The sequence below is a fragment of the Bythopirellula superficialaquae genome (genome assembly GCF_059632245.1).
The window spans coordinates 4551817-4578295 of record NZ_CP197426.1; the positions used below are offsets into that span (position 1 = coordinate 4551817).

General features: G+C 53.6%; 23 protein-coding genes. 12 read left to right on the forward strand and 11 right to left on the reverse strand.

Annotated features, from left to right (window positions below):
- Nucleotides 1-139: 139 nt before the first annotated feature.
- The 8 genes from SH678x_RS18835 to SH678x_RS18870 are packed head-to-tail and all read right to left on the reverse strand — an operon-like array spanning nt 140 to nt 9760.
- Complete coding sequence (locus SH678x_RS18835) at nt 140-1546, reverse strand: TolC family protein (protein WP_496919997.1); 1407 nt, start codon at nt 1544-1546, stop codon at nt 140-142.
- Nucleotides 1547-1577: 31 nt separating this feature from the next.
- Nucleotides 1578-3788, reverse strand: coding sequence for a heavy metal translocating P-type ATPase (locus tag SH678x_RS18840; RefSeq protein ID WP_496919998.1), 2211 nt, complete (start codon nt 3786-3788; stop codon nt 1578-1580).
- A gap of 41 nt (nt 3789-3829) precedes the next feature.
- Nucleotides 3830-4972 carry an ABC transporter permease gene (locus SH678x_RS18845; protein ID WP_496919999.1) on the reverse strand — a complete coding sequence of 381 codons (1143 nt, stop codon included), beginning with the start codon at nt 4970-4972 and terminating at the stop codon, nt 3830-3832.
- A 2-nt stretch (nt 4973-4974) separates the two neighbouring features.
- Nucleotides 4975-5685: an ABC transporter ATP-binding protein gene (locus SH678x_RS18850; RefSeq protein WP_496920000.1), complete on the reverse strand. Its 711-nt coding sequence runs from the start codon at nt 5683-5685 to the stop codon at nt 4975-4977.
- Nucleotides 5686-5706: 21 nt separating this feature from the next.
- Nucleotides 5707-7356 (reverse strand): efflux RND transporter periplasmic adaptor subunit, encoded by a 1650-nt coding sequence (locus SH678x_RS18855; RefSeq protein WP_496920001.1) that lies wholly within the window; start codon nt 7354-7356, stop codon nt 5707-5709.
- A gap of 19 nt (nt 7357-7375) precedes the next feature.
- Nucleotides 7376-8545, reverse strand: coding sequence for an ABC transporter permease (locus SH678x_RS18860; RefSeq protein WP_496920002.1), 1170 nt, complete (start codon nt 8543-8545; stop codon nt 7376-7378).
- Between the two features lie 31 nt (nt 8546-8576).
- Entirely contained in the window at nt 8577-9110 is a 534-nt protein-coding gene (locus SH678x_RS18865; RefSeq protein ID WP_496920003.1) for a hypothetical protein, read from the reverse strand.
- On the reverse strand, nt 9107-9760 hold the full coding sequence (locus SH678x_RS18870) for a heavy-metal-associated domain-containing protein (protein WP_496920004.1): 654 nt from the start codon (nt 9758-9760) through the stop codon (nt 9107-9109). Before SH678x_RS18870 ends, SH678x_RS18865 begins: the two co-directional genes overlap by 4 nt.
- Before the next feature lie 1043 nt (nt 9761-10803).
- On the opposite strand from SH678x_RS18870, the gene SH678x_RS18875 reads away from it, so the two are divergent.
- The 7 genes from SH678x_RS18875 (at nt 10804) to SH678x_RS18905 (ending at nt 16950) form a co-directional block, all read left to right on the forward strand.
- Complete coding sequence (locus SH678x_RS18875; RefSeq protein ID WP_496920005.1) at nt 10804-11115, forward strand: hypothetical protein; 312 nt, start codon at nt 10804-10806, stop codon at nt 11113-11115.
- A 67-nt stretch (nt 11116-11182) separates the two neighbouring features.
- Nucleotides 11183-13840 carry a methyltransferase gene (locus tag SH678x_RS18880; protein WP_496920006.1) on the forward strand — a complete coding sequence of 886 codons (2658 nt, stop codon included), beginning with the start codon at nt 11183-11185 and terminating at the stop codon, nt 13838-13840.
- A 425-nt stretch (nt 13841-14265) separates the two neighbouring features.
- Complete coding sequence (locus tag SH678x_RS18885; protein ID WP_496920007.1) at nt 14266-15129, forward strand: transporter; 864 nt, start codon at nt 14266-14268, stop codon at nt 15127-15129.
- A gap of 112 nt (nt 15130-15241) precedes the next feature.
- The gene (locus SH678x_RS18890) at nt 15242-15901 is read left to right on the forward strand and encodes a 3'-5' exonuclease (protein ID WP_496920008.1); all 660 of its coding nucleotides are present in this window, start codon (nt 15242-15244) and stop codon (nt 15899-15901) included.
- 57 nt (nt 15902-15958) lie between these two features.
- Nucleotides 15959-16258: a hypothetical protein gene (locus tag SH678x_RS18895; RefSeq protein ID WP_496920009.1), complete on the forward strand. Its 300-nt coding sequence runs from the start codon at nt 15959-15961 to the stop codon at nt 16256-16258.
- Complete coding sequence (locus tag SH678x_RS18900) at nt 16255-16455, forward strand: hypothetical protein (RefSeq protein WP_496920010.1); 201 nt, start codon at nt 16255-16257, stop codon at nt 16453-16455. The genes SH678x_RS18895 and SH678x_RS18900 overlap by 4 nt, the downstream gene beginning before the upstream one ends.
- Before the next feature lie 135 nt (nt 16456-16590).
- Nucleotides 16591-16950: a hypothetical protein gene (locus SH678x_RS18905; RefSeq protein ID WP_496920011.1), complete on the forward strand. Its 360-nt coding sequence runs from the start codon at nt 16591-16593 to the stop codon at nt 16948-16950.
- Between the two features lie 72 nt (nt 16951-17022).
- On the opposite strand, the gene SH678x_RS18910 is transcribed toward SH678x_RS18905, so the two are convergent.
- Entirely contained in the window at nt 17023-17781 is a 759-nt protein-coding gene (locus tag SH678x_RS18910; protein WP_496920012.1) for a hypothetical protein, read from the reverse strand.
- A gap of 900 nt (nt 17782-18681) precedes the next feature.
- Here SH678x_RS18910 and SH678x_RS18915 point away from each other — a divergent pair.
- Nucleotides 18682-18969 (forward strand): hypothetical protein, encoded by a 288-nt coding sequence (locus SH678x_RS18915; RefSeq protein WP_496920013.1) that lies wholly within the window; start codon nt 18682-18684, stop codon nt 18967-18969.
- Nucleotides 18970-19381: 412 nt separating this feature from the next.
- Here SH678x_RS18915 and SH678x_RS18920 read toward each other — a convergent pair whose 3' ends face one another.
- Nucleotides 19382-20815, reverse strand: a complete 1434-nt coding sequence (locus tag SH678x_RS18920; protein ID WP_496920014.1) for a replication initiator protein A — start codon at nt 20813-20815, stop codon at nt 19382-19384.
- A gap of 686 nt (nt 20816-21501) precedes the next feature.
- On the opposite strand from SH678x_RS18920, the gene SH678x_RS18925 reads away from it, so the two are divergent.
- From SH678x_RS18925 to SH678x_RS18940, 4 genes are all read left to right on the forward strand, one after another.
- Nucleotides 21502-22176 (forward strand): division plane positioning ATPase MipZ, encoded by a 675-nt coding sequence (locus SH678x_RS18925; RefSeq protein WP_496920015.1) that lies wholly within the window; start codon nt 21502-21504, stop codon nt 22174-22176.
- A 28-nt stretch (nt 22177-22204) separates the two neighbouring features.
- A complete protein-coding gene (locus tag SH678x_RS18930) occupies nt 22205-22582 on the forward strand; it encodes a hypothetical protein (protein WP_496920016.1) in 378 nt (125 codons plus the stop codon).
- Nucleotides 22583-22693: 111 nt separating this feature from the next.
- Nucleotides 22694-23302: a type IV toxin-antitoxin system AbiEi family antitoxin domain-containing protein gene (locus tag SH678x_RS18935; protein ID WP_496920017.1), complete on the forward strand. Its 609-nt coding sequence runs from the start codon at nt 22694-22696 to the stop codon at nt 23300-23302.
- Nucleotides 23303-23421: 119 nt separating this feature from the next.
- A complete protein-coding gene (locus SH678x_RS18940; protein WP_496923085.1) occupies nt 23422-24174 on the forward strand; it encodes a nucleotidyl transferase AbiEii/AbiGii toxin family protein in 753 nt (250 codons plus the stop codon).
- Between the two features lie 126 nt (nt 24175-24300).
- On the opposite strand, the gene SH678x_RS18945 is transcribed toward SH678x_RS18940, so the two are convergent.
- Nucleotides 24301-25605, reverse strand: a complete 1305-nt coding sequence (locus tag SH678x_RS18945; protein ID WP_496920018.1) for a TolC family protein — start codon at nt 25603-25605, stop codon at nt 24301-24303.
- Nucleotides 25606-26479: the final 874 nt, after the last annotated feature.

Sequence of the window (26479 nt, forward strand, 5' to 3'; positions counted from 1 at the left end):
AAACCCATCGTACCTACTGCGATTTTGCTGATCGTTCTCATTCTCTAAACTCCTTTCTAGGCAATACAACCGCTGATTTTTTTGGGCACTAAGCACCTAGACCAAGACAATTGTGTTCCTTGGTTGTTGGCCGCCTTAATTACTCTGGAGGCAATGCCAAGCTGTCCGACAGAAGCAATCCATCAATCTTGATGTGGCTTTCCCAGAGTGAATTGAGCGAATCAAGGTATGCCAGGTTTGTCTGGGTGTAAGTCCGTTGGGCTGTGAGTAAGTCTAGGTAACCAACTTCGCCTTGAGAGTACCCGAGCCGCACCAAGTCAAATGTTTGTTGTGCACGGGGAAGTATTTTGGTGGAGTATGTGTCAGCCTGGGAGTGAGCATTTGCGTAGTCACGGAAAGTTGCCGCGAGCCGGTTCTTCAGATCGAGTGCCACTCGGTCGATGTTCTGCGAAGCGGCGGAGATTTCCGATTGGGCTTGGCGAATCCCTCCTTGATTTTTATTCCAAAGCGGTATTGGGATTCCCACCTGGATGCCGCCGATTGTGTCTTCAGTGCTATTGTCATACTGAACCATGAATTGAGTGTTGATGTCTGGCACTGGTTCCGCATTAGCGCGACTGAGGGTCCGTCGAGAACGCGATAAGTCAGCCATTGCTACCGCCATTTCAGGGCTCAGCATGGTGATCCGTGCCAAAGTTTCATCCCAATCCAGTTCTGTTGGTAACATGGTTGGATCACCGACCAGCTTTTGCGGTGGCATCTCCATGTCTCCCACCACGGCAGAAAGTTGTTGCCAAGCTGCCGAGAGTTCATTCTCGGCATTCCGTAAGACAATCTCAGACGTTTGCAACTCGACTTCCACCTGCAAAAGCCCTGCTCGGGTAATTTCTTCTGCCTCTAACAGTTCCTCTGAAGCTTTCACGGCTTCACCAATGAGTTTCACCAAGGACGTGGCCAACTCGACCCTTCGCTGAGCAACCATCGCGCGATAGAAATTGGTGCGAACGTCCGTCGTGACACGTGTTCGGGTGGCGGCGAGCGTCTGCTCCGCCTTGTCGATCTCGGCCGCGACGATGGCTCGATTCTTATCCAGTTTTCCGCCGGTGATAAAATCTTGGCCGGCGAATGCCCCTTGTTGTCCGGCCCGCCCTTCGTTGCCAATCTCACTGGCGACGTATCCGACAGAAGGGTTGGGAGGCAGCCCCACCTGGACATATTTGCCTCTGAGCGCGCGGACTTTCGCCGCTGCTTGTCCCACGGCTGGATTGTTTCCTAGTGCAAGTTGCTCCAAAACTTCCAGTCGTAGGCCATCCTCTGTGCTCGGCTCGGCCTCAGGCGGTTCGATCAATTCAGCTTCCTGGTCAACAAGGACTGAAGGAGGCTGAGTGATTTCAGGCACGATGTCAGTGTAAGCAGTTTGCTCAACCTTCTCACGCTCAGCAGAGGTTACGGCTTTAAGTGGCGTGGGTACGGGGCCTTTGGACACGGAAGTACACCCAGCGAGCAAGACCACGAACCAGATTAGGTATTTGCAATTGCGAGTCATCCTTGACTCTCCTATTAAAGTATCGAACTCACTAGGTTTGTGTGCGGAGCAAACGCAAGCCGTTTGCGATCACGACAAATGAAGCTCCCATGTCAGCAGTGATCGCTGCCCACAGCGAAGCGTATCCGGCCATGGTGAGCACCACGAAAACTGCTTTCACCGCTAATGAGCAGCCGATGTTCTGATGAATAATTCGGAGTGCCCTTCGTGAGTGCCCAATGAGCCATGGTACTTTCGCCAGATTATCTGCCATCAAAGCAATGTCCGCCGTTTCAATGGCGGCATCGCTCCCTGCGGCTCCCATGGCGAAGCCTACTGATGCCCTGCCCAGTGCCGGAGCATCATTGACGCCGTCTCCAATCATGGCCACGTTCTTGTATTTCTCAACTAGGAAGCCGACACGTCGCACCTTGTCTTCGGGAAGCAACTCGGCGTGAACTTCGTCGATGCCGACTTCCTTCGCTATCGCTCGGGCAGTTCCCTCGTTATCACCTGTGAGCATGACAACGTGCTGGATGCCCAATTTGTGAAGCTCATCCAATGTTGCCTTTGCTGCGGGACGAACTTTATCGACCAAAGTAATGAATCCGCAAACGTGAGAGTCGTTACCAACCACAACGACAGAATTTCCTGCTCCTTGCATCACTTGCAGTTGATCGTGGACCTCGCTGGTCTCTTGTTTTCGCTCTTCCAAGTAGCGGTGGGACCCTAGCCAGTAGAGCTTCCCGTTGAGCCTACCTTGGGCCCCCTTGCCTTGGATGATTTGAAAATCCTCCACAAGAATCAATTCGAGCTTCCGCTCGGTAGCGGCGGCAACGATGGCTCGTGCTAGTGGGTGATCGCTTCGTGCTTCAAGCGATGCTGCACGGATGAGCAATTCCTCCACACTATGATCGTTCAAGGGCACGATCTTGTTCACAGAAGGCTTACCTTCTGTGAGCGTCCCCGTCTTGTCCATGGCGATGGCCTTAAGGTGGGCGGGAGCTTCCATGAAGACACCGCCTTTCACAAGTACGCCGTTACGTGCTGCTGCGGTCAACGCCGCAACTATAGTGACCGGTGTTGAGATAACTAATGCGCAAGGGCAAGCGATGACCAGCAAGACCAATGCGCGATAGAGCGAGCCGCTCCAGTCAGCGTCAAACAGTAGCGGAGGTACAGCCAACACGAGCAGAGCCAGGACCATAACGGCCGGCGTATAGTAACGGGCGAATTTTTCCACCCACTGTTCCGAAGGGGCACGGTTGGCTTGTGCTTCCTCGACAAGATGGATGATGCGGGCCAAGGTTGTGTCGCTGGCAGGCTTGCTACAGGCGACTTCCAAGGCCCCATCGCCGTTTATTGTTCCGGCAAAGACTTCATCACCGGGTTCTTTATTAACGGGAACACTTTCCCCCGTAATCGGGGCTTGATTGACGCTACTCGATCCGCTCTTGATCTTGCCATCCAAGGGAATCTTTTCACCGGGCCGAACATAAAAAGCCTGTCCAACGGCGACATCAGCTGGGGCAACCTCTTCTTCAGTTCCTTGGGCGTTGCGAATTCGTGCTTTGACGGGTGTCAAATCCATGAGTGCGGCTATTGCCCGGCGGGCACGACCGACACTCCAAGATTCCAACAAGAGAGAGACCGAAAACAAAAACGAAACGGTGACCGCTTCAAACCACTCTCCAATGAGCGCGGCACCACAAACGGCAATGAACATCAAAAGATTCATGTCCGGCGTCAAACGCTTCACCGAATGCCAAGCACGCGGCGCCACATACCACACGCCGGCCACGATACCCGCCACATAGAGGATGATGGCCGGGATAGGAACGGGAGTATTGAGCCCCATGCCTTCGGAGCCGAGCGCATCAGCCAATCCACCGGCTAGCCAGGCGTGCAGTGCCAACCCGCCAAATCCTAATGCACCCGCTAGTGCCGTGAGAAGCGTTCGTGACCTGCTCGCGTGCTCGTGATTCGACTGACGCTGGGAGGCCTCATCCGCCCACGACTCGGCAGTCATGCCAGTTTGATTTATGGCATCGATGACTTCCGTGATTGAAACTTGGGGAGTTCCGTGTCGAACTGTCAATTTCCGATTGAGAACATCGAATTGAAGTCGTTCCGGGTCGACCACCAACGGCACGAGTTCTCGCTTAAGGATGCCAACTTCTTCGGCGCAATCCATCCCTGCAATCCGCAGACGAACGTCTTCCGCTGCGGTTTGTGAGTTCATGTTGTGCGACGATGAAGACATTGAAATATGCTTTTGTAATTTCTTGATTTTCTGAAATACTTCTAACCGTGTCTCAACGCGGTCACGATCTGCGTCTGAGACGCCTGCCAGCCAGGGGCGAGTCCGGCGATCAATCCAACCACAAAGGCGATGAGAATTCCTTGAGTGGCCAACTCCCACGATGGCCTGAAGGCAATCGTCACGCCTTCGGCTGCGACCGAAAGACCTGTCGAGGAGAGAAACGCCATGCTACCCACCACTCCCAGCACCCCGCCGATCACCGTCAGTAACAGGCTTTCGGCGATCACCAATCGAAATACTCTGCCGGGGCGTACTCCCAGTGTTTGAAGGACGGCGTGTTCCTTGATGCGATCTTGGACTGCCATCACGGTGGTCGTTGCCACAAGAGAGAGGACCAAGCCAACGCAGGCATAACCAAGCCAATGGACAAATCCAATCAACTCGGCAAGATCTGAGACCGTGTCCGCTTGAAACATTCCCTTAGTTCGGGTTGTCGTCGCCACGGGACCGGAGTGAAATTCCGCGTCGATCTTGGCAGCGACTGCTTCGGGATCAGCATTGTCGGTTAAGTGAACTTCAAGCTGCGTAACCGTGCCGGCTTCATTAGTGCCGCGAGTCCGTTGCAAAAAATCGAGATGGGTAAAGACCAAGTTGTCTTCTGCCGCTACCGTAGATGCAAAGATTCCTTTCACGACGACCGAGACATCACCGATGGTGAATTTGTCGCCGGCAGCAAGACTTCGGCGACCGGCCACCGCCTGACCGACAAAGGCTGCGTCATCTTGACGCTCAAAAGAACTCCAATCACCGCTCTTCAGAGACAGCTCTCGCCATTGCTTCAATTTGTCGGCAGGTAAGCCTTGAAATACTATGGAATCAAGGCTGGCCCGGCAGTTGTTGGTGAACACCTTAATGGGCACGACATCGGCCACACCCGGGAGCTTCGCAATCGTTGAGGCGTAATCCTGAGGCAACTTGCTGCTCTGCGGGCAAAAGCGGTTCTCTTGAAACACAATCAGCGTGCGACCGGCTTGCTGATCCTCAGTCAAGGCCAGCAAACCTTTCTGCACGGAACCGATAAAGCAAAACACCAATAGGGCGACTGCCGTACCGCTGACGGTCAGAATCGTACGGGCACGATGCCGCCAAAGACTCTTCACAACATAAGGAGCGAAGGGAAACATTGTTATGCCGTCCTTAAAGTGCGGGTGGATGTTTCCTGACCGTTCTCAATGAGCCGGCCTCGTTCAAGCCGAATGCGGCGTTTAGCTCTCGCGCCGGCATCAGCGTCGTGAGTCACCATCAACAGTGTCATGCCCAGTTCCTGATTCACTCGTGCGAGCAATTCCAGGATTTGCTCGGTGGTTTCATCATCGAGGCTTCCTGTTGGTTCGTCCGCAACCACAATCGTGGGATTAGCCACGATGGCTCGGGCGATGCCGACACGTTGTTCTTGTCCACCCGACATTTGACGTGGATAGTGACGGGATCGTGAAGTCAGGTCGACTGCTTCCAAGGCGATTTGCACACGCTTGTGGCGCTCGGCAGCGGACATCGGCAAGAGCACCAGGGGCAATTCGACGTTCTCATAGGCCGTCAGGACTGGGATCAGATTATGCGTTTGGAAGATGTAGCCAATGTTCGCGGCACGCCAGTCGGCCAGCTTCCCTCGTGACAACCGAGTGATATCGGTGTCGGCGATGATGATCTCACCAGAGGTCGCGAGGTCAATACCGGCAATGAGATTCAAGAGCGTGCTCTTCCCCGAACCGCTCGCCCCCATCAGTGAAACATAATCCCCTTTCTCGACGGTGAGACTTACTCCGTCGAGCGGCCGAATGGTCTCTTCGCCATTGGCATATTCTTTTGTCACATTGATGACTTCCACGAGCGACATATCTTCAGTTCCTTGTGATGTTCAATTCTCGACGGTTGGCGCTTGGGCGGTTCGATCCGTCGCTGGGGGTCCGAATGATGAACTCGGAGAATTAAGCTGCATGGTGGTGTCTTCGCCGGCAATCCGGATTCGCGCACCATCGGTTAGTGATTCACGACCGCCAACAATCAGTTTGTCTGTAGGGGTGAGACCATCGAGCACCTCGACGAGCCCGCCGTCGGTGGCTCCGCGACCGATCTCCACCGGCTTCAAACGCGCGACACGCGCCGATAAATCAGCGACCCACACGGCGGGACTACCATCATCGCCGGCCACTAAGGATTGAGGCGCAAATACTCTCAGCGGCTGTTGCCCGCCTGCCAATTCAGTGATAGGTGACTCATGTGCCAAAAAAGTCACCTTGGCCAACATCTCAGGCTTGATCACTTCGGGGGGAGTGTCGATGGCCACCTTAACTTGCAACGTGTTTTTTTGGATGTCGGCCCGCGTCGTGACAGAGAGCACGGTGCCCGTGATCGGGTCTGGTAATGATGCCGTTTGAATCGTCGCCTTTTGGCCAGCTTGGACTTGGGGGACATCTTCCAGTCGGACATCGACGCGAACCTGCAAACTGGCCGGATCATAAAGGCTGACAACGGCACTCGACCCTTGTTCGGCCAGCGGATTATTGCCGCTCAATCGTTGCCCAGGTCGAGCTTCCAAACTGAGGATGCGGCCTGCCATTGGTGCTCGCACCGTCATGCGATCGCAGTTCAGTTGAGCAGTCTCGACGGCCAAACGCGCTTGGTCGGCGACAGCCTGGGCTGCGGCAACTTCTGCCTTAGCGACCGACACCGCTCGATGTTCATTCGTCATAAGTTCAAGGCGTTTATGCAGGGCAGCATCCTTGCGAACTAGGGCCGCCAGTTCCGCTTGAAGGGTCGGTTCTCTTGCCTCCAATTCTTTCAAAGCACTGCTTGCAGCAGCCAACTCAGCGCGGGCTTCGCGAACGGCCTTGCCTGACACTGCTTCGCCAACTTGTTCTTTACGCGCTAAATTCTCGGCGGCGAACTGTTGGCGAGCGCGGGCCGCTTCTAGCTGGAATGGCAAGTTATTCAACGTCAAACGCGTGTTTGCCAGTTTCGCTTCCGCATCAGCGTGGTCAGCTTGTAGCTGGCTAGGTTGTTCCAAGTTGGCTTGGGCAGCGACGAGAGTCGCTTCAGCGCGTTCCAGCTCCGCTTTGCGAAGCTGCAATGTCGACTGGGCTTCCCGAAGTGCGATTGTCGCATCGGCTGCAATCAATTGCGCGACGGGCTCGCCTTTTTCCACCGTCTGTCCTTCAACGACTAAGAGTTCTTCGATGACACCAGGCGCGAGCGACGAAGCGATGACGGCCGTTGGTCGCGGCTCGATCCAGCCCGCCGCTTGAAAGAGAGATGTCCCTGCTTGTTTGATTTCCGCACGACTCACGACGACGGGCGTCACAGTAACGGAAGTCGCCGGCAAAAACGTGTCACGGGCAGCCCAGGCGAATAACGAAACGAAAGCCACGAAAATGCCACCTGGCAAGACGTACCGCGTGAGCCATGACCGGCGGGGAGCCGTCGCGTCGATAGTCTTCTTGGGACCTCGATCCACGGCCAATTGGCTCAGATCGAGTTTTTCAGTGGAGTGTGGTTGAGTGTTCGACATGATCATTTGTCCAAATCGCTTAGATCGATTTGATGGCCTCCACGACAGGGAGTCTCATCGCCTTGATGGCGGGTGGCAACGCTCCCACGACACCAAGCAGCCCTGCCACGCCGCAGGCGATGGCAATCGCCAAACTATCAATCCGCAACATGAAGGCTCCCATCGTGAATCGCACGGCGGCACCATCAATCGTGCTGATGGCTATCGCGCAAGCGGCCAGCGCTCCTAGGCAGGCCATTAATGTGGCTTCTTGAATTAAGGTCAACAGAATCGCTCGGCGACGAAAACCCAACGCTTGGAGAGTGGCTAACTCACGGATGCGTCCTACGACGGCTCCATACATTGTGTTGAGCCCCGCGAAGATCCCTGACCCTGCCACTAAGGCTACTACGATCCACCCGAGCATCCGCACGGGTCGGTAATGCTTTTGGAGGGACGCATAGTAGTCGGCTTCGCCCACGGCCTTTAATTCGAGGTCGATGCGCTCCCGACAGAACAAGTCGACATCCGCCACGCGATCTGGCGATTGCATCGCCACGGCCACTAGGCTCAAATCTTGCCGCTTGAGTGCCGTTTGCAAATCCGCCAACGGGCACCAGACTTCTGATTCGAACGCTGAACCGGCAGCCGTGAAACGACCGCTGATCGTCCACGTCTGCCCGTCGAATTTGACTTGGCGACCGAGAGCCAAAGCGTCGGAGTCGGCACCGAGCTTGGAATGCACCAGCCGTCCAACCATCACTTCACCGCTCTGAGGCCAAGTTCCTTCCACGAGTTGGACTTGTTCACGTACTAAGGGTGCAGAAGTTGTCACGCCACGTACTAGGCCCAAGCCCGGTTCGCTCATTCCCTCTGCCGAAATCCGGGTGCCTAAGTACAACTCAGGGGAGACATACTCTACACCGTGGTTCTTGCGCACCCCGTCGACGCTCGCCGTCAACAAGGTCGGCGTACTGGCGGGAATCGCGGAATTCTCGATGTCGGCAGCAGACGATAGCGAGTACACCAACACCACATTGGGATTACCGGTCGCGCTGAGTGACGCTTCGAGTCCACGGATAAATCCGACGACTACCAGCACCAAAAGCACCACGATCGTAAGTCCCACTAGGGTGAGTGCGCTTCGCGATGGGCGGCGAAACAGATTCCGCACCCCATAGTCCCACGGCAGTAGTTTCTGACCGAACATTTAGGTTCTTTCTGTTATCAACATCGAACGGCTACCGACGGATGTAGACGCGGTTCGCCAGCATCACAAAATTTCCGGCCTTGTCCTTCTGAGCTTTGCCTTCGACCACAACCATGTCGGCTTCCTTGACGCCGAGCAATTGGCGGGAGTCCACGGCTATTAATTGGCCATGAGCATCCACAATTCTTACAACGGCCGTGCAAGCCAAGCGTTCGGTGGCGCAACAATCTTCCGTACAGATGGCTCCTTCAGTTTCTTCACCTTCCGCGACAACCGTCATGGAAGCATCGAGCAGTGTGAAAGCCGCACGGCCATCGATCCAAGGATTGGCCGCACCGCCGATCCGTCCCACCATCACCAGTGGCTTGCCATCCTCGGCGGACTCGCGGGCGGCAATCACGCCCACGGCACCATCGGGCTCTTCGTTGAGTAAGAACTTGCTGCCATCAATATTGACGGCCGTCGCATGGGCGGCAGTCGCGTTGGAATCAATTCCCTTTCCGCAGCCGACGGCGAACGGCAAACTGGCGACAGCGAGCAGAGTTAATATTTGAAACGATCTCATCTTTGAATTCCTCCATTATTGGATTGCTGGGCTTGTTGATTTGAATTGCTAGGTTGGTGATTTGACCAAGCGATATTCATTAGTCCGTAAGCTCCCACGATGGCCACCGGACGTTCTTGGGCTCTAGCGACAGCGGCAATGAGTGCCCATGGCGAAATCGCCTGTTGGCTGGTCACAATCAAGGCATTCTGCTGCGCGTCGGCACTCACCTTGACGACTCCCTCGGTTGTGTAGAGCTGATTGGCAATCTTTTGTGCACGGCCTTCAAAGCTAAGATTTTCAACGATGATGTGACTTTTGGTTGCCGGCAGGATTTGGTTCTTTTCGAGTGAGGCGGGCGGGGTGAGCGTGAAAGTGGCATCGCTGGTGGTGAGTTGGGTCGGTCCACCTTTTCCTGCTGCCACCGCATGCCACAATTGTTCAAGCGTCGCGCCCTTTTTCTGGGAAACCGTCACAACGACAGTCCTGTTTTCTAAGTTCGCACTGACTTCCATGACTCCAGGAGCCGCGTAAAGTTGGCCGGAGACTTTCTGCACGCAACCCTTGCAGCACATATCCGCTGCCACAATTTGGACTTGGTAACTGCCGGGCGGGACGGCTGCTTGGACGTAAACGCCCATGAGTCCGGTCAGGCAAATGGTCAATAACATTAACTTGGTTTTCCGTTGGCACATAGTGTGTACTCCGTTTCCTATTTCTGGGATGGAAAATCCGTTTTCGTCTGTGCGGGTGCAGACAACTTTTGATCGCGCAATCAAAATGATGATTGAGTGGCGCGAATCGAGGATCAGTTGATCGCACAAAAATAGTGCGACGAACTTAGTGGAGAGGAAATGTCGCTCATCTAGAGCGACATTCATTTTGCCGCGGCATCAGATCCGAAAGCGGCAAAGCTGCACACAGAATTGGGCAGCAGAAAGTGTGTCTAGTTCTCTGAAAGCACTATCGTCAAAGGAGGTCACGACGTGCTCGTGAGAAACGCTCATCAAATAGACACCTGAATCTAAAGCGGACGCCGCCAGCAACTCTTGAGCATTGCTCGATCCGTCTTTGGGAACACTGACAGGCTCCGAAGCTCGGCAGCACCAGCAACTGTCCTGACAAGGGACACGATGGTGGTCAGCAACCTCGGCACAGCCACAGCAAACTTGCTCAACGGTAGGGAGTTGCTCGTGTTCATGTCGATGACAGCAAGCTTTCTTAGCCTGACATGACTGGCATTCTTCCCGGTCGCTAGCAGTCTCACATTCCGTCCAATGACAGAAGGCGTGGCACTGCTGCAAGCTGCCAAAGAGCGATACGAGAATCGCTAGGCTGCTTGTCAGGCGTCGTAGGTAAGAAGTGCGAACGAACATGAATTGATTCGAGATGCGTGTGTACGGCTTTCCGCTCTATCTAGCATAATCGTCACTTTACTCCGATGGCTAGAGCGAAATGGGCCAAAATTAGGTATCGAAAGTGCTGGCATTTCAGCCTAATGCGTCGTTGCCGTATAGAAATCGAACTTCTGCGAATTCGCAATCTATCCAATCGATCATCGGAGCGCACTCATTAAGACTATCTTACCGAAATCCCTTGTCGGCCATATTTGAGTAGCCTCTGCGAACGCGCTACACTGGGGTGTTCTTGTTGATAGGGTGAAATTCTTCCTCCATCAAAGCTTCCCGCCTGCGCGGAGAAGAGCAGCTCGCTCTTGTCCGAGACCGGCGACGTGCTTATTCAGGTTCTTCAAATCGGCAGCCGTGTGGCTGTTAGTGAGGAGGTTACCATGGGAAGAATTCGCTTGGGATGTCTGTTCTGCGACCGCGATGATTTCGACGGAGTTGAGCAGCTTCCGACGGACTGGTATGCGGTGGATGAAGTGCAAAGCTACGAACAATCGTATGCCGAAGCAGTTGAGAAAAGTGACTCGGTGTTTGATTGGCAGACACATATCGGCGTCTGCCCGGATTGTGAGACTGACCAGTGCCGCTTGTATGATCACTCCCAACAACAGGAGAGTTGAGTGCTTTTTGTGAGGTCGATTTTTTTACGCGTCGTCGGCCTCATTTTCCATGAGTAAAGGAGTAAGGATGCAGCAAAGACAAGTTTTGTTTGATTTTGAAAGTGTAGCGACGGTGCCCCTGGAAAATCTTAAGCTTGCCAAGAGCGATCACATCGCCGAGGCGACCTCTCTTCCACCCCCTCCGCCGCTTCAACGGCCCGATCGCCAACTCACTTTTGGCGGCCTTCCCCACTACGAATGGCCAGCTCCCGAACATGATCGGGACAGCATTACCGTCGACCGAATTCGGGAGGACATCGACGGGCCTTCTCACCGCTTTGTAATCTGTCGCGGCGACACCGTGGAGGTGTTCTTCTCTCATCAAAAGACAGACATCGGCGAGGTCACCGGCGTCAGTCATCGGAACAACGAAGTACGCGTCTCCTTTCAGGAAGGATCGGAGGGTATCTGGGTTGGCACAGGTTGCGTCTATCCCGCACCTCCCAAAGTCGAAGTTCGCACCGGAAAGGGTGTGCCTCTGTCAAAAGTGATAGCTGAGTGTAGAGTCGAGCCGCCAAACGGCTTCGCAGACGCTGATCGAGTCCCATCGCCAACTGCTCCTTACTCGTTTGATGAGTACAAGGCGTTTCGCCTTGACTTCGCAAACGGGTCACTCTCCTACTCAGACTATCAGGCGCAGTTTGAAAGGCTCTGCCAAAGCGAGGTCGCGATAGTTTCTGAATTGAAGTCTCGATTTAAAGCGATCGAGCTTGCCCTCATCGCCAGCCGCATGGGCTCTTATGACGCGAAGCGATCAACGAAAGAACAGAACGCCGAGTCGATCTATCGAAGGATGCTCTCCTCATTCGTTCTCGATGGCACAGTTTCTTACTCAATGGGAGATCGCTATGAAGACGCTGTCAAAACGAAAGTGAGATCGGTTACGGAAGATGCTTTTGCCACTGCACTCACCGAGCGGCAAGCGGCTGCGGATGAACGTTACAAAGCCTTGACGGATCCGCAGACATTTTTTGAGTTTCGCACTTTTCTGCAACAAAAGAGCGAAGCGGATCTGAGTGACGAACAGCTATCGCGCTACGACGCACTACATGCCGACATGACCCGCGAACGACGGGCGGCAGCAAAGCCTGTCACCGTGGATCGATTTCAGAGCGAAGAGCTTTCAGGTCACGAGTTTGTCATCAAAGAGGGATTTCATGACAAACGGCGATGCCCGCTTTGGATTGTTACTCTCACCTCGCGGGTCGAGCGAGCCACTTTTGATGAACTCAATCGGAAAGCAAAGATGCTTGGCGGCTGGTTCAGCTCGTTCAAGAAATCAGATGCTGGTTTTCAGTTCCTAGGTGAGGATAAAGCCCAGCGATTCGCAAGTCTCCTTACAGGCGACGTTGACCGTAGTGATGTTTTGAGTGACCGCAAAGAACGAAGGGAACTCACTGCGGCTGAGAGGCTCCACGAATTAGGCTCAGCTCTTGCCCGTCGATCTGAGGAGACACTGGAGGCGAGCAACAGCAGCCTGCAAAATACCGCAAGACGTGCTGACATACAGGCTGGCGTTCGGGGGAGAGCATTCGCCGAAGCGGCACTGGCTCGCACTATGCACTCGATCGCCGAAGCACTATCACGAGGTGAAGCGAAGTATCTCGACGGCATTCGTCATCGCACACAAGTCGAAACGTTGGAGACGATCCTGTACCTTGCCAAATGGGCTCGTGTTCGAGCATGGCGACAGCAGGACGCGGCAGGCGACCACGTTCGTCGCGTGGATCGACTCGAAGACCAGCTAATCGGGGCACACGATATTCGATTCGCAGAGTATCCCCACCCTTCCATCTACAAGCGTCATCTTGAAGAGGTGGTTCAACACTGCCGCTCGACAAAGGGATCTAAACAAGCCTCTGAAAAGATGGCGAAGCGCCTTGCCCGCGAAAAGGAAGACTTTGTCACTTTCCGACACGATCACGACATCGAAGCTCTTGCCGATTTTCTGTCCCGCGCAAAGGGTGCAGGTGCTAACGTCGAGTGGATCGAGCGGGCATTGGAAAAGCACAACCGTCTTCAAAGAGCCAACATCACCGACGTTCACGAGCTGCGGTCCGCACTTCGCGAATACATGCACCACCGCGCTGAGGCTCGCGGCGATGACCCAGTTAAAGTTGCCGAACGTGAGTTAATTGGCAAAGACCTGCCGGGGTTCTTTCCGACTCCAAGGCCGATCATTGAGATGCTGCTTGAACGTGCAGACATCGGCGAACAGCACCGCGTGCTGGAGCCATCATGCGGCAAGGGAGATATTCTTGATGCAATTCATGATGAATATTCTGGCTGCCAAGTTCACGCCATCGAGCTTAATCGGTCTCTTTCAGACATTCTTTCGGCGAAAGGGCACGAAGTAGAGTTCGCAGATTTTCTGGAGCACCGCGACAAGTACGACCGGATCGTTATGAATCCGCCCTTTGAAAACGGACAGGACATCGAGCACGTTCGCCACGCCTACGAGTTGCTTTCACCGGATGGGCGCCTTGTGGCAATCGTCAGTGAGGGTCCATTCTTCCGAAGTGATAAGAAGTCTGTTGCCTTTCGGGAATGGCTTGATGCTGTAGGTGCAGAAGTCGAGTCACTGCCGGATGAAGCCTTTAAGGGAGTGGAGGCGTTTCGCCAGACTGCTGTTCGTACCCGTCTGCTGACGGTTGGTAAAGAAGGCACTGCCATTCTGGGTAGCTGAAATCGTAAGTTTGAGTAGCGATTCGTTCCACTTCAGAATTGGCTAACCTCCCACGATGGCCAGCGGACGTTCTTGGGCTTTACCGATTGCGGCAATGAGTGCTCATGGCGAAATCGGCTTTGGCAGGTCACGATCGATTGCATTCTGCTGCGCGTCCGCACGTGCCTTGAGGCCCCACTCGGTTGTGTAGAGCTGATTGATAATACTTTCCGCACGGCCTTAAAAGCTAGATTTTCCACGATGGCGATTGGCGACGTTTGGGACATGTTCCATTGTTAGTCGCGGCGGAAATGTGATCGAAAAGGAAAGTCGGCGAAAGCTAAATTGGAGTGTAGCTGCGGCTACACAGTAACCGATTCGGACATTAGCGTTTATGGAGTATTACGAAACTGCAAGCGTATTAGCTGACCGACGCCGATGTCCCCATGAAAACCCGCCTCATTACATATCGTATTTTTCATTTAACAGCGATGCTAGCGATACTGCTGCCCAGCACGAAGTTGTGTCACGCAGACTCGCCGACGCTCCTCCGTTGGGGTGCTGCACCTGAAGTTGAGGGAGGCCCCGATCTCGATGCGCCCTTGGTGACCGACCGGCCCGACTTCACTGAGGCCAGTTCTACCGTGGGGCTTGGCGTGGCTCAACTAGAGGTTGGCTACACCTACACCTTAAACGACGGAGGGTCTACCAGTACGAAGTCACATTCCTATCCGGAACCACTGTTGCGTATGGGGATGATTGCTGAGTGGTTGGAATTCCGTGTGGGATGGAACTATGCCGGCGAAGATGACGGCTTCCTAGAAAACAACGGATCAGAAGATCTGTATCTGGGCTTCAAGATTGGCCTAACGCCTCAAGACGGCATTCTGCCCGAAATGGCTCTCATCCCGCAAATGACCGCGCCGACTGGTCACAACGCGTTTTCTGCAGACGAGGTCTTGCCTGGCGTGAACTGGATCTACGCGTGGGATCTCACGGACTGCGTCAGCACGGCCGGAAGCACCCAGTTCAATCACGCCATAGATGAAGGGTCGAATGAAGCTTACACGGAGTGGGCTCAATCGTGGACCATCGGCTACTCCTTGGCGGACAAGGTTGGTGCGTACACGGAATGGTTCGCCCTCATCCCCCACAGCGCCGACACGGCACGGAACCAGCATTACTTCAACGGCGGTTTCACGGTGCTGATCAACAATGATGTGCAGTGGGACATTCGCGCCGGCGTGGGCCTCAACGACGCCGCAGACGACTACTTCGTCGGCACCGGCTTGTCGCTACGGTTTCGGTGAGCAGAGGTATCTCGCCAAACCTCTGTGCGTACCCGTCTGGTTACCATTACCAAAGAGGGTTTTGCCAGTTCAGGGTAAGACCCCTTAGCCAATTTGAGTAGCGATTGGTTCCGTGGCAGAATCAGCTATGGAGCAGCGACTCGTATTCTTTGACTTAGAGACCGGCGGACCCGATCCAAAGCGACACCCCATCATTCAGCTTGCAGCGGTGGCAATTGACCACGCAGGAGAAGTGCTGGAGGCGTTTGAGGCAAAGCTTCGTTTTGATCCAAAGAAGGCCAACGCACATAGTCTGAGAAAGAATCACTATCATCCCGGCGTTTGGGCGAAGGAAGCAGGCGACGCAAACGAGACAGCCAAGAATTTCGCCGCATTCTTAAGACGGCACGCCACGACCCCAATGCTATCGACTGAGGGAAGATCGTTTCATGTGGCCCAGCTGGTCGCCCACAACGCGGCGTTTGACGGGCCTTTCCTTTCGACATGGTACGACAGGCTTGACCTGTATCTCCCTGCCCGTCGCCTTGTGCTCTGCACCCTCCAGCTTGCGCTGTGGCACTTCGCACTGACGCAGGCTAAGCCTCCATCTAACCACCAACTTGCCACTCTCTGCGCTCACTTTGGCGTCCCGTTTCATGCCGCCGCTGCGCACGAAGCACTTGCCGATGTCACCGCTACCGTGCAGTTGTTTCGTGCCCTTAGTCGAGTCGCACATCCGCTGCTCGCTATGCCACTGCGGGATGAGAATGTCACCGCTTTGTCATTTGAGTAGCGATTGGCTTTCTGGCATTATTCAGTGAGAAGACTTTATTCGAGGAGGTACATCATCATGACAGATAAACAGGAAATGAAACGAAAGAAAACAGTCGCTGCTGAATCGCCGATACACACGATCCATGCAGGCTCGGTCTCGGCGTCAATTTGGAGACGCCAGTCGCCAGCCGGATACGTGTATCTTGATTTCTCACTCTCGCGATCATTTGAAAGCCTATCGAGCGGCAACACCGGCCATTCAAAAAACTTCTTTGCCCGCAATCGCCATGAACTTACGCAAGTAATCGAACAGGCAACAGCCTGGATCGAACAACAGGAGACGATCAGCACTGCCAAAGAGAAGATAGCCGCATGAACCCAGAGATCAATCCAGACAACGAGACTTTCACTTGCCCGAGTGCCCAGACACCCGAGGCTCAGTCGCTCAGTCCGGCAGAGCAAGAGCAATTATCCGATGCTGCTACACAGGAAGAATATCGTCGTGAATACCTTGCGCAGTTGCGTCGGCGTGCCTGCCCGGGCTGCGGCGAAAGCGACGATCCACTAATCTAACGCAACTCATTGAAAGCTTCCTGTCTAAAGACGCGCTACTGGATTGCCGTTCTCAGCAGGGAGTTTCATAATTAAAGTCAATCACGCCAATCCTCTCACCAGGCGAATTCTGTTAGCTAACTTGCGAGGTTCAATATGGCCACCAATTCTAATTCCCGTGCAGTAAAAATTGCCCAAGTTCATTTCGAGGACGATTTTCACAGCAAATGGGGGGTTGAAGAGCTTATGGCCGAAAACGCATTTTACATCTTTAACAATATGCCTTACCGGAAACTACTCACAGCCCGCGATCGCCAGCGGGACGAAATTCGTCGACAACTAGCCATGCTAGGGCTGATCGAAATCGGCTATGGAGAGTGGCCACAACAAGGAAAGGAAGAAGGATATAGCTGGGTGCTCATTTTTGAAGGCAAAGACAGAACTGACTTGAATTCCAATCGCGCTTTATGCTTAGAAATCTTTTCAAGCGACATTGGATGGGAAGAAAGTGATTGAACTTTACGGCCCAAACTTGTTTAGCCGACAGTCGGAGTTGACTATGCGACTCGCTGACTTGGCGCCGATTTCTTAAAAAACATCTTGCGGAGCCGGTTCGGGAGACAGTGAAATTCGTGACGCTGATCGACTGCGACCGTCCCATTCGGTTGTCCAATCCGGCAACTTTACGAAAGACTTTACGATCTCACGCTTAAATCGCAAGCACGTTGGAGGGATTCGCGAGTATCCTGCAGCCTGACGCTTTGCGTTAATAAGCCGAAGTAGCTTTAAGAGTTGCTTCCGCACGGGCGCGTATGGAACGTAAGGCAGTGAGTGAAGCTCTTCCGCCAGAGTTTCCATTCGCCTATGGCAGGCGATGGACAGAAAGTAAGCACACAACTCACGGTATGGCTCCCGGGCAATGAGCACTCGCACTCTCCATTGCCCGTCTGGCCGAGGAGGCTCCTCGGCCGAAGATTTCTTCAGATACTCTCCCCGCTTCACATACACCGAGTAGTCACCAATGCGAATCGGTGCGCGACGGACATCCTTGAGGTTATCTCCCTCACCTTCCCGAATAGAGTGGTGGCCGTGCGTTGCCATGAGAATCCATGAACTCTTGAATCGCACGTACTGAACATTTCCTAACCCCTGACTCTTTCGCCAGCGACGAGCCCCTTCAGTCTTTACCACGTCATACTTGGCAAGCAGCTTGGCATCGAGTGCTGCGGGATCTTTGCCATCCGGCACAGTTCCCTGCACAAAGAAGTAATACCCTTTTGGCAGCAGGTGCGTTGCGACACGTTGCAAGAATCCCACAAGACTTGTGACTTCGTATTTGTACTCCATGCTGATGCCCTCCTTGGTGACTGCTCGCCTCGTGCGAGCGGTCGCAAAGAAGGGCGAACAAAATCTTTGTTGTTCGCCCTGAAAATAAAATCCTTCACGCCTTGGCCGCAATCCCTTGAGACTCTCAGCAGGCTTTCGAGAACCTCTCGAAAATCCTTCTTAACCTTGCTCTCAAAAGCCATTCGATATTGGCGGCAGCAGCGGCGTGGCTGCTAAATTCTTAGCAGCCACGCGCTCAATTGCATGCCACCGTCGTACCGAAAACCTCAGGGTGAACGTCAGTGTGAAATAAATACACGCTGCCTGTTCACCCTCGATTCGCTGCCAAAGGACTCCTCTTCTCCCGAAGAGAACTCGTTTGACTCACTATGCTTCCAACCAAGGAAAGCCGTTCGCGGACTGACGGGAAAACAAATCCCGCCAGCCGCACCAGCTTGTCCATCCGTTTGGCCTGATGGCCAGTCGCAACTTTCGTCGTGGCTTAATGTCTTGGTGCCACCCAAGATGCCAACGAGACCGGACTGCCTTGCCCGGCGGTGCCGCGTGCATCATGCACGCGGCTTCCGTCTTTGCCTTCGCAAAGATCATCGCCCGACGCACACTGCGGCTTCCGCCGCCGAGCACATCGGCTGTCTACTGATTGCCCACTCCCCCACTACGGCGTTTTGATCACGTCGCTGACGGCGACGCACCGGTTACCAATCCGGCGGCCGTAGTGGTTCCTGCGTTATTCAGTTCCTTCGCTTAGTCACGAGAGTTCCGTGGGTGAGCTGGTTGCCCAGCATGGCAAACACGTTTCTAGGTGCGGCCTTCCGGCCGTCCTACTCGACGCAAGGCATTTAACCTTATCGGTCAATCGCCTTGTGGTTTCAGGGTACGAATCTAGAAGATCCCCTTACCGTGAAACGGTTGCTTGTTCCCAGTGCCATCGGTCTATCGAACAACGGCACAAATCTCGGCATCGACTCTCTCGAAGCTTACCGGCAAGCGATTACTCGCCTTTCATGGTTGAGCTATTCACGTTCAAGGGCTTACCTTGATACCCGAGGATGTCACTCCCCGGCACGGTCCATCGCTGGACTCGTGGCTCCCCACGCCGGACAACGTCGTACGCCCCTTAAGAAGGAAGCGAACCCCGTGTGTGGATTACGCCATGCTAAGCATGGCCTCACCGACTTTGAAAACTGACGGCTTGCGGCAGAACACCACCGCAAGTTTTTCCGCATCGCCCCCATTCCGGAGCGAAAAGAAAATTTGAAGTACTTATTCTATAGGATAGAAATCCAGGATTACTCTGTGTTGTGGGAACTGCATTACAAAAGCAGTTCGGTCCGACAGGATTACTCTGGAAAGCCTCCTTCGAGCACGGACAAACACGTTTCCGCGTATCCGGCTCTACCGGCAAGCGATCATGACGGGTGGTAATCTCCGTCCCCTTTCGACATGGCTGGCGGCCATGCTCCTCGGGCGATCACTTCCAAACGGATGGATCTTGTCAAAGCGTTTACGATCATCGACAGTCGAAGGGCCTATCCTGACGCCCCTCTAAGGCGTTCTATAACACAGTTTTAGGACTGTTAGCAAATCAAATAGAAAGTAATCAGGCAGCCGACTTGGTTGGCTCATCTGGCCTGAAAAGACGCCGCTTCGCTCCACGCTCAAGAATCATGCGGCGATAAACTGAAAAGGCTGCGCCACCTGATTTGCGTGATCGCTGATAGCCCTCGGCAATCGTGCTCTCTACATGCTGCAGCGACTCACGCTCCAATTCATCAAGTTCGATCTTACTGAGCGAGTGAAGGTAAGCGTTGACCTGGTCCTGCAGTGGATCTTTTGACGGCATGACTTCGACTTTCGGAGCAGTCACATTTTTTGGAGATGTCTTCTTTGGAAATAGATTTTGTGGCGGACTAAAACCTTCGCGAATCGACTTCACCAGATACCCTGCTGGATTGCGAATCGATTCCCGCTCTTTCATTTGCTGCAATCGATCCAGAACTTCAATCTGAGTGTCAATCAGTTCCTGCGAATAATCTCTGACAAGCTCCATAGCGACGGAAGGTGTAACGCCACGATCAGACAATCGTTTGATCAACGAAGCAAGTTCTGAGCTTGGTTTTTCAATTTGCGGAACCGCTTTCTTGACGAAGATGATTCTCCAATCACCGCGAGAAATCTTTACGTAGCGTTGTGCGACCGGCAAGCTCTCCAAGAAACCGACAGATTCAAGTTCATCAATTGCCGGTTGCAATCTTCGTTTAAGCTGCCCCGTGTCGTAATTTCGGCTAAGCCCGATATGTTCGCAGGCAAATTCAGCCAGCGAGAATTCCCACCTTGACTTGTGATAGAAACGCTTATCGAGAAAGCGATACATGCGTTTGGCAGCAGCATACTCAAGCTGTCTGAAGACGCTTAGATCGATGGCTTTGAGGTAGCCAGACTTGAAACTACGAAAGACAACTTCGTTCCAGGTGAAAGACGAGAGCGGCAATTCTGGATTGCTGCTGCGCAGTCGCTTAAGTCTGCGTTCCTGATCGTAGAGCGTGACTTGATCGAGGATGTGAAAGTTTTCATCGACCCAACTTTGCTCGTCTTTGTCCCACCAAGCTTTGTCGTAGTAGAGAGTGACGCCGAGCCAGCGCTTCAGCGATTTTTCAAGGCGATCGTAGCTACGCCCTTCGTGTCTCCAGCCGAGGATCTGAATCAGTTGGTAGCGACTGAAGTTGACTTTGCGCTCAGCGAACCGATTCTGTTTCGCAAGTTGAATCAGTCCAAGAATAACTTCGTCGTCGAGTGAGGTTGGAAGCCCAAACTTGTCGGATGCTGAGATCGTCAATCGCCGCGTGATCATTTCTGATCTTCCCGAATCAAACATTCGATCCTCAAAGACCAACGTTTTCTGATTTTCAGGAACACGGTCAGCAATAGCGGCTAGCGGAAACTCAGCCAGATTCAATTCATCACGGCCATCTTCAAGATCAAACGGCAACGGAGTTGTGTTGCTTAGCGAATCGTTCTGAGTACCATCCTTCATCAATCCTCATCTAAAAATACACCAACATGTCTCTGTTGATGTAAGTTACTTAAAGTTATTAACACAAGAGTTACGTTCTGAAAAGCCTTTTTTTATCGCGCACTTAGGACTGCTTTTTCTGTCTCATTTCACTCTAAAGGCGAATGGTTCCCTGTCTCATTTCCCTTGAGTCCCTGCTTCGTTTCACAGTAATTGGCTACTTCGTTTCCCCGTGTTGAGTACTGATTTCCTGTCCCGTTTCACCGTAGCTTCCTGCTTCATTTCACCGCAGTCAAAAAACTCGTTTTGCTGATCGCTTTTTGCCTCGGCAGAGATCATCTCTGTCTCAGTTCACCGTAGCCAGGGATCGATTTTCCGAACTCTGTTTGGAAACTCTGCTTCGTTTCACTCTAAAAGACAAGCGTTTCCTGCACTCATTCCCTGTAAGGCCTGCGCTGAGTATCCCGCTCGTCGCGAGGAGTCTTTTGGCGCAATCGGATTGTTGGCTGTTTGTAAGTCAGCAAGCATGTCAGCAAGCTTGCCGGAATACCGACAGACCTACAGCGTTGAAGGCAGGCATTCTTGCCGTGATGCTTCACGAGTGACTGACAAACCGGCAGACAAGCAGGATTGTCAGACAGGAAGAAAGTATCCCTGCAAAAAAACATGCTTGTCAGTCAGGATGCTTTCGCGCTAGGGTCGAAAACATGATGATCGTTTGCGCAAACTCCAAAGGCGGCGTGGGCAAGAGCACCCTCGCCACGCACCTTGCCGTGTGGCTCTTCGACCAAGGATTTAGAACGGCGTTGCTCGACACCGACAAACAGCGTTCGAGTTCAGAGTGGATCGCTGAGGTAGAACCTAAAATCACCGTTCGGGTGGCAGACACACCGGAAGAATGCCTGATAAAAGCCCAAGAATTGATTTCAAGCCATGATTTTCTAGTCGGGGACGCTCCGGGAGGGCTTGAAGACCTAAGCCGCACATTGCTCATTCTCGCCGATCTGGCCGTTTTCCCAATTTCGCCTTCAATTCTTGATGTGCGGTCGGTCGCCGGAGCTACTCAAGTGCTTCGGTACGCCCAAGGAATCAACGGAGGCAAACCCGATGGCAGACTTGTCCTCAACAAGATGAAGACCCGCGACACCATCAGTCATGAACTTCGGGAAGGTGCGCCAAAGCTTGGATTACAGGTTGCACAGAACGTCATTCGTGATCTTCAGGCGTACCGGGACGCGGCTCAACAGGGGACGGTGGTAGGACGATTCGGTCGCAAAGGTGCGCAGGCAGCTGCCGACATGGGTGCACTGTTTAGCGAGTTAGTTGGCGATGTCGTGGCAAACAAGCAACAAGCAGGGAGGCAAAAGGTAGAAAATGGTTGAGAGAAGATCACTAGGAGCAGCAATGGACATGACGCCGGAGAAACTGGCGTTCATCAAAGGGCAATCAAAGACGACTGCATCGCCGACGGTCGCGCCACCCGCGAAGGCTGACGAGAAGACTATCGAGGTTGAAGTATCGCCGAAGGAAAATCAAATGGCGAGTGAACCCGTGCCCGCCAGGACTCGACGTTCCGCGAGGCGTTCCAATCAAGAAACGCCCGGTGCGAGCGAAGTGCTCGATCAGGTGCTTGTTCCGGTAACGATTCGACTACCACACCGCACGGCTCAGGCACTCAGGCGGGCTTATCTGGAGCAGCGGCTTAAGCACGCCAAGCCGGATACTCAGCAGGATATCGTCGAAGAAGCCCTTGGCGATTGGCTGTCGCGGCAGGGGTTTTTGGAATAGCCGTCAAATCCGGGCTTTTCAGCGAAAATGTTTGCGGTGCAGACATAAGAACGTTTGCTTTCGCCCTCAGACAATTGCATAATACCTCAAATTATTTGAGTGTCTATGCAAATGCAATATCGCCCAACCAAAGCCGCACTTCGGGAACTGACCGCTCTGGCTCAGAGTCAGGCTGGCTATTTCACGGCCAAGCAAGCCGCCGAACTTGGCTATCTCTCCCAGCACATCGACTACCACCTGCAACGAAAAAACTTCAAGCGGGCCGGACACGGGTTCTATCGCCTGCCGGAAATTCCTGCGAGCGAATACGACGATCTGGTGAAGCTGTCATTCTGGAGTCGTGACCGCAATGACCGTCCGCAATCGGTGGCCTCACATCAAACGGCACTCGCAACACACGAACTTTCAGATCTGCTGCCAACAAAAATCCACCTCACAGTCCCGATGACTTTTCGCAAAGCGGCAGGAAAAGGAGTTGTACTCCATCGAGCGATTCTAGTTCCAACAGAAATTGAGGAACGACAGGGATACTCCGTCACCACGCCACTTCGAACGCTTGTCGATGTCGCAGTCGACAAAACAATCGCGGATGAGCACCTGAAGAAAGCCGTCCGTCAGGCAATTGATCGCGGACTGGTTCGCAAATCTCAACTTGCCACAGCAGCCAAGGCATCGCCCAACCTAAGCCGCCTTTCCCGAATGATCTCCGCCGTGCGATAATCCCCGCCATGGGTAAATCGTACAAGGCTGCTGCTGCATTTCGCACATCGCTTGAAGAACGGCTGAAGACTCTCCACGCCGAAACGGGAGTGCCGCTGAATTCACTGCGATTGAAAGTAGTGATCGAGCGGCTGCTCGCCCGCTTGTTTCATACGGCGAATCCGCCGTGGCTTCTTAAGGGAGGGTACGCCATGGAACTGCGATACCGTCCCCGGGCCAGGACAACGAAGGACATAGACTTATCGGTCAAAACCATTGACGCCGTTTTGAGTGAACGCCTTCGGCAGGTTCGCGAACAGTTGCAGGCCGCAGCTGATCACGATCACGGAGACAATTTCGTGTTCCAAATTGGTGAGCCGAGTTCCGAGCTGCAGGGCGCTCCGGATGGTGGAGCAAGATTCCCGGTCAATGCGCTGCTGGCTGGACGAACCTTTGCGAAGTTCCATCTCGATGTTGGTTTTGGCGATCCTGTGCTGTCGGATCCCGAGGAATTGGTGGGGCAAGATTATCTTGGCTTTGCAGGAATTCCTCCGGCACGCGCTTCAGCGATTCCAAGATCGCAGCAGTTCGCTGAGAAAGTTCACGCCTACACGCGACCATGGTCTGACCGCCCCAATACTCGGACCAAGGATCTCATTGATTTGGTCCTCTTTCTAACAATTGACAATCCACTACCTGAAGAGATTCGCGCGGCTGTAACACGAACGTTTGATCTCCGTGCGACACATGCCATTCCCGCTATGCTGACTTCTCCACCAGAAGGGTGGGCCTCTGTCTACCAAGAGATGGCGTTCGAGGCCGGACTGAACCCCGCCGACATGGATAGTGGATTCCAACTTCTTAGTCAATTTTGGAGTAAGATTTTCGGCTAGTTTTCATTGATTCAGCAATGACCGTTCCGCTCAGGATGTTCACTGGTTTCTACAACAACATGGCACTTCAGAAGTCGCGTAACTGGCGCAGATGATCAAGAGAAAACTACGACTGCCCTTGATAAGCTACTCGACGGGTGCAAGAGCGTAAGGGGATACACCGATCACACGTTCCAATTCAGCCAAACGCGCATGATATTCGGCGACTGCTTCAAAATACCGGTCTTGCAACAGGAGCAGCTGTCGTTGGGATTCGATGAGCCTTAAGAGATCAAGTTTGCCCGCAAGATAGCTGGCACGCGCCGAGTCGATGCTGTGACGCGCCGTAGGGAGAATCTTTTCTTCATAAAGCGCAATGGTCTGCTGGCTTTCTTCTACTCGTCGGTAAGTTTGTTCGACCTCATAGGCGATTTCAACGGTCTTGGCGTCATAGTCGGATTGCTCTTTAGCAATTCTTGATCGTGCTTCAGCCACTGCTGCAAAGCGTTTGTCCTTGTAGATGGGCAGGTTGAGATTCATCCCCACCATGGGACGCAAGTCATCTTCCGGCACCTGCCAGAAGGCATCATACCGTCCGACAAATTCGAGATCAGGATAGAACTCCTTACAAGCTAGGGATAACTCGTAGCGCTCTGCCCGAATGCGAGCGGCTTGGGCAGCAAGTTCTGGCCGTTGAGCTATCGCGATCCCACGGAGGTCTTCGGCGGGGATCAAAGTTGCTTCTGTGGGCAATTCGACTGGAGGGGGTGCCAAAGTCGCATTTGGAGCGGTGAGTAACAGAGTATTGATCCTCGCCCGCGCGACCTGTTCTTGACGCGTTAACTCCAGAAGTCGTCGCTGCTGCTCGGCAAGCTCGACATCAATTAACAGAACGTCCTGCTGCTCAACACTAGATGATTCATACTTGCTTACGGCGATTTCGCGAAAATCCGTGAGCAATTGGGTTGACTCGTTGAGCACGTCGATTTGCCGGTAGGCGAGGTAATACTCGTAGAACGCCAGTCTCGCAACTTCCGCGACGCGGAGACGTTCTTCAGCGACATCATGAAAGGCAGCATTTGCTTCGGCTCGAGCTTTGTTGCCTCGTAACTGTCGCTTACCGTGCCAAGGAATCTTTTGAGAAATCTCTACCATGTACGCATCATCGACATCGTCACTTCCCCATGAACCAGGCCCCAATAAATAACCGAACATCGGGTCATCTAGGGCGACTTCTTGGGGATAGCGACGAGCTGCTGCCCGCCAAGCTGCCGAGGCCGAGCGGACATCGGGGTTCACGGCGAGTACTTCCGCAACCAAAACATCAGCGTTTAACTCTCCGGGTGATGAATCCAGGATGGCAGAGTCCGGTGTAGGAATTTCTTCCAGGTCGGGGTCCACGAACGCGACGGAATGAACAGCCTGCGATTCAAAGTCTTCAATAGGTGGCAAAGGGGCTGCCTCATCTGAAGTACTTTCGACAGTAGCTGCTGAGACAGTGGGCGTAGCCGGCGTACTCGTTGGTAGAACAACTGACTGCTGCCCGCTGGGGGACTGAGAAGTCGATCGCCTATTAGTGGCACCGTTGCAACAGCCGTTGAGCAAAACTAACAAAACGATGGCACTTACCGCGCATAGTGCTTTAGGGCCCGTGGACATTGCTGTTCCAAACTGAGGGATTTCAGGGGTCGGAAGCGGCGGGTTAGCAAGGTGGGCTTCGGACATGTCGTGCGAAACGACTGTATCGATTAATCGGCCTAATGCGACGAATTCGGCTACTTTTGCGTGGAGCGGCAGCTAGAGATTACCGGACCGGAAAAGTCGATGAGTGGGCTATCAGGAATGCCGGTAATCAGAGCAGACCTTTGCCGCGCTATTTAGCAGCGTTGACGACTATCTGCCAATTAGGCATTTGCTGCGACACGGTAAAGCCATAGCACCACAAGGCTTAGAGCGTAAGCAGATTTTCCGGAAATCGGCGGAATGAGGGTTGCTTCAGGTGCAACTGATCAACTCATTCTTTAATGCACCACGAGTCCATGCACCAACTCCTCATCCCACCTCTCTTACTATTGTCGTTGTTAAGTGGGATCTCATCGAGCTGGGTCATCGCATGTGACGCTACCTCTTGTACCTGCCAGGAAACGCATCGCCTGACGCAGACTCGGCAGCAAGGATGTTGGATCGCGACAAGCACCAATTTCCAAGTGCGCTCGTTTCAAAGTGACGATGAAGCCAGGCACGTCGCTTTGCACTGCGAAGAAGTTCGCGATTTGCTAGCCGCTGCCCATGGATTTACTGCGGAGAGCACCTGTTGGAGCCCGAA

Bases quoted from the DNA above. Each gene is read 5' to 3' on its own strand.
- SH678x_RS18925 (WP_496920015.1), top strand. From the start codon at position 21,502: ATGATGATCGTTTGCGCAAACTCCAAAGGCGGCGTGGGCAAGAGCACC.
- SH678x_RS18855 (WP_496920001.1), bottom strand. From the start codon at position 7,356: ATGTCGAACACTCAACCACACTCCACTGAAAAACTCGATCTGAGCCAA.
- SH678x_RS18910 (WP_496920012.1), bottom strand. From the start codon at position 17,781: ATGGAGTACAAATACGAAGTCACAAGTCTTGTGGGATTCTTGCAACGT.
- SH678x_RS18835 (WP_496919997.1), bottom strand. From the start codon at position 1,546: ATGACTCGCAATTGCAAATACCTAATCTGGTTCGTGGTCTTGCTCGCT.
- SH678x_RS18840 (WP_496919998.1), bottom strand. From the start codon at position 3,788: ATGTCTTCATCGTCGCACAACATGAACTCACAAACCGCAGCGGAAGAC.
- SH678x_RS18880 (WP_496920006.1), top strand. From the start codon at position 11,183: ATGCAGCAAAGACAAGTTTTGTTTGATTTTGAAAGTGTAGCGACGGTG.
- SH678x_RS18860 (WP_496920002.1), bottom strand. From the start codon at position 8,545: ATGTTCGGTCAGAAACTACTGCCGTGGGACTATGGGGTGCGGAATCTG.
- SH678x_RS18870 (WP_496920004.1), bottom strand. From the start codon at position 9,760: ATGTTATTGACCATTTGCCTGACCGGACTCATGGGCGTTTACGTCCAA.
- SH678x_RS18895 (WP_496920009.1), top strand. From the start codon at position 15,959: ATGACAGATAAACAGGAAATGAAACGAAAGAAAACAGTCGCTGCTGAA.
- SH678x_RS18920 (WP_496920014.1), bottom strand. From the start codon at position 20,815: ATGAAGGATGGTACTCAGAACGATTCGCTAAGCAACACAACTCCGTTG.
- SH678x_RS18850 (WP_496920000.1), bottom strand. From the start codon at position 5,685: ATGTCGCTCGTGGAAGTCATCAATGTGACAAAAGAATATGCCAATGGC.
- SH678x_RS18865 (WP_496920003.1), bottom strand. From the start codon at position 9,110: ATGAGATCGTTTCAAATATTAACTCTGCTCGCTGTCGCCAGTTTGCCG.
- SH678x_RS18900 (WP_496920010.1), top strand. From the start codon at position 16,255: ATGAACCCAGAGATCAATCCAGACAACGAGACTTTCACTTGCCCGAGT.
- SH678x_RS18930 (WP_496920016.1), top strand. From the start codon at position 22,205: ATGACGCCGGAGAAACTGGCGTTCATCAAAGGGCAATCAAAGACGACT.
- SH678x_RS18935 (WP_496920017.1), top strand. From the start codon at position 22,694: ATGCAATATCGCCCAACCAAAGCCGCACTTCGGGAACTGACCGCTCTG.
- SH678x_RS18845 (WP_496919999.1), bottom strand. From the start codon at position 4,972: ATGTTTCCCTTCGCTCCTTATGTTGTGAAGAGTCTTTGGCGGCATCGT.
- SH678x_RS18885 (WP_496920007.1), top strand. From the start codon at position 14,266: ATGAAAACCCGCCTCATTACATATCGTATTTTTCATTTAACAGCGATG.
- SH678x_RS18905 (WP_496920011.1), top strand. From the start codon at position 16,591: ATGGCCACCAATTCTAATTCCCGTGCAGTAAAAATTGCCCAAGTTCAT.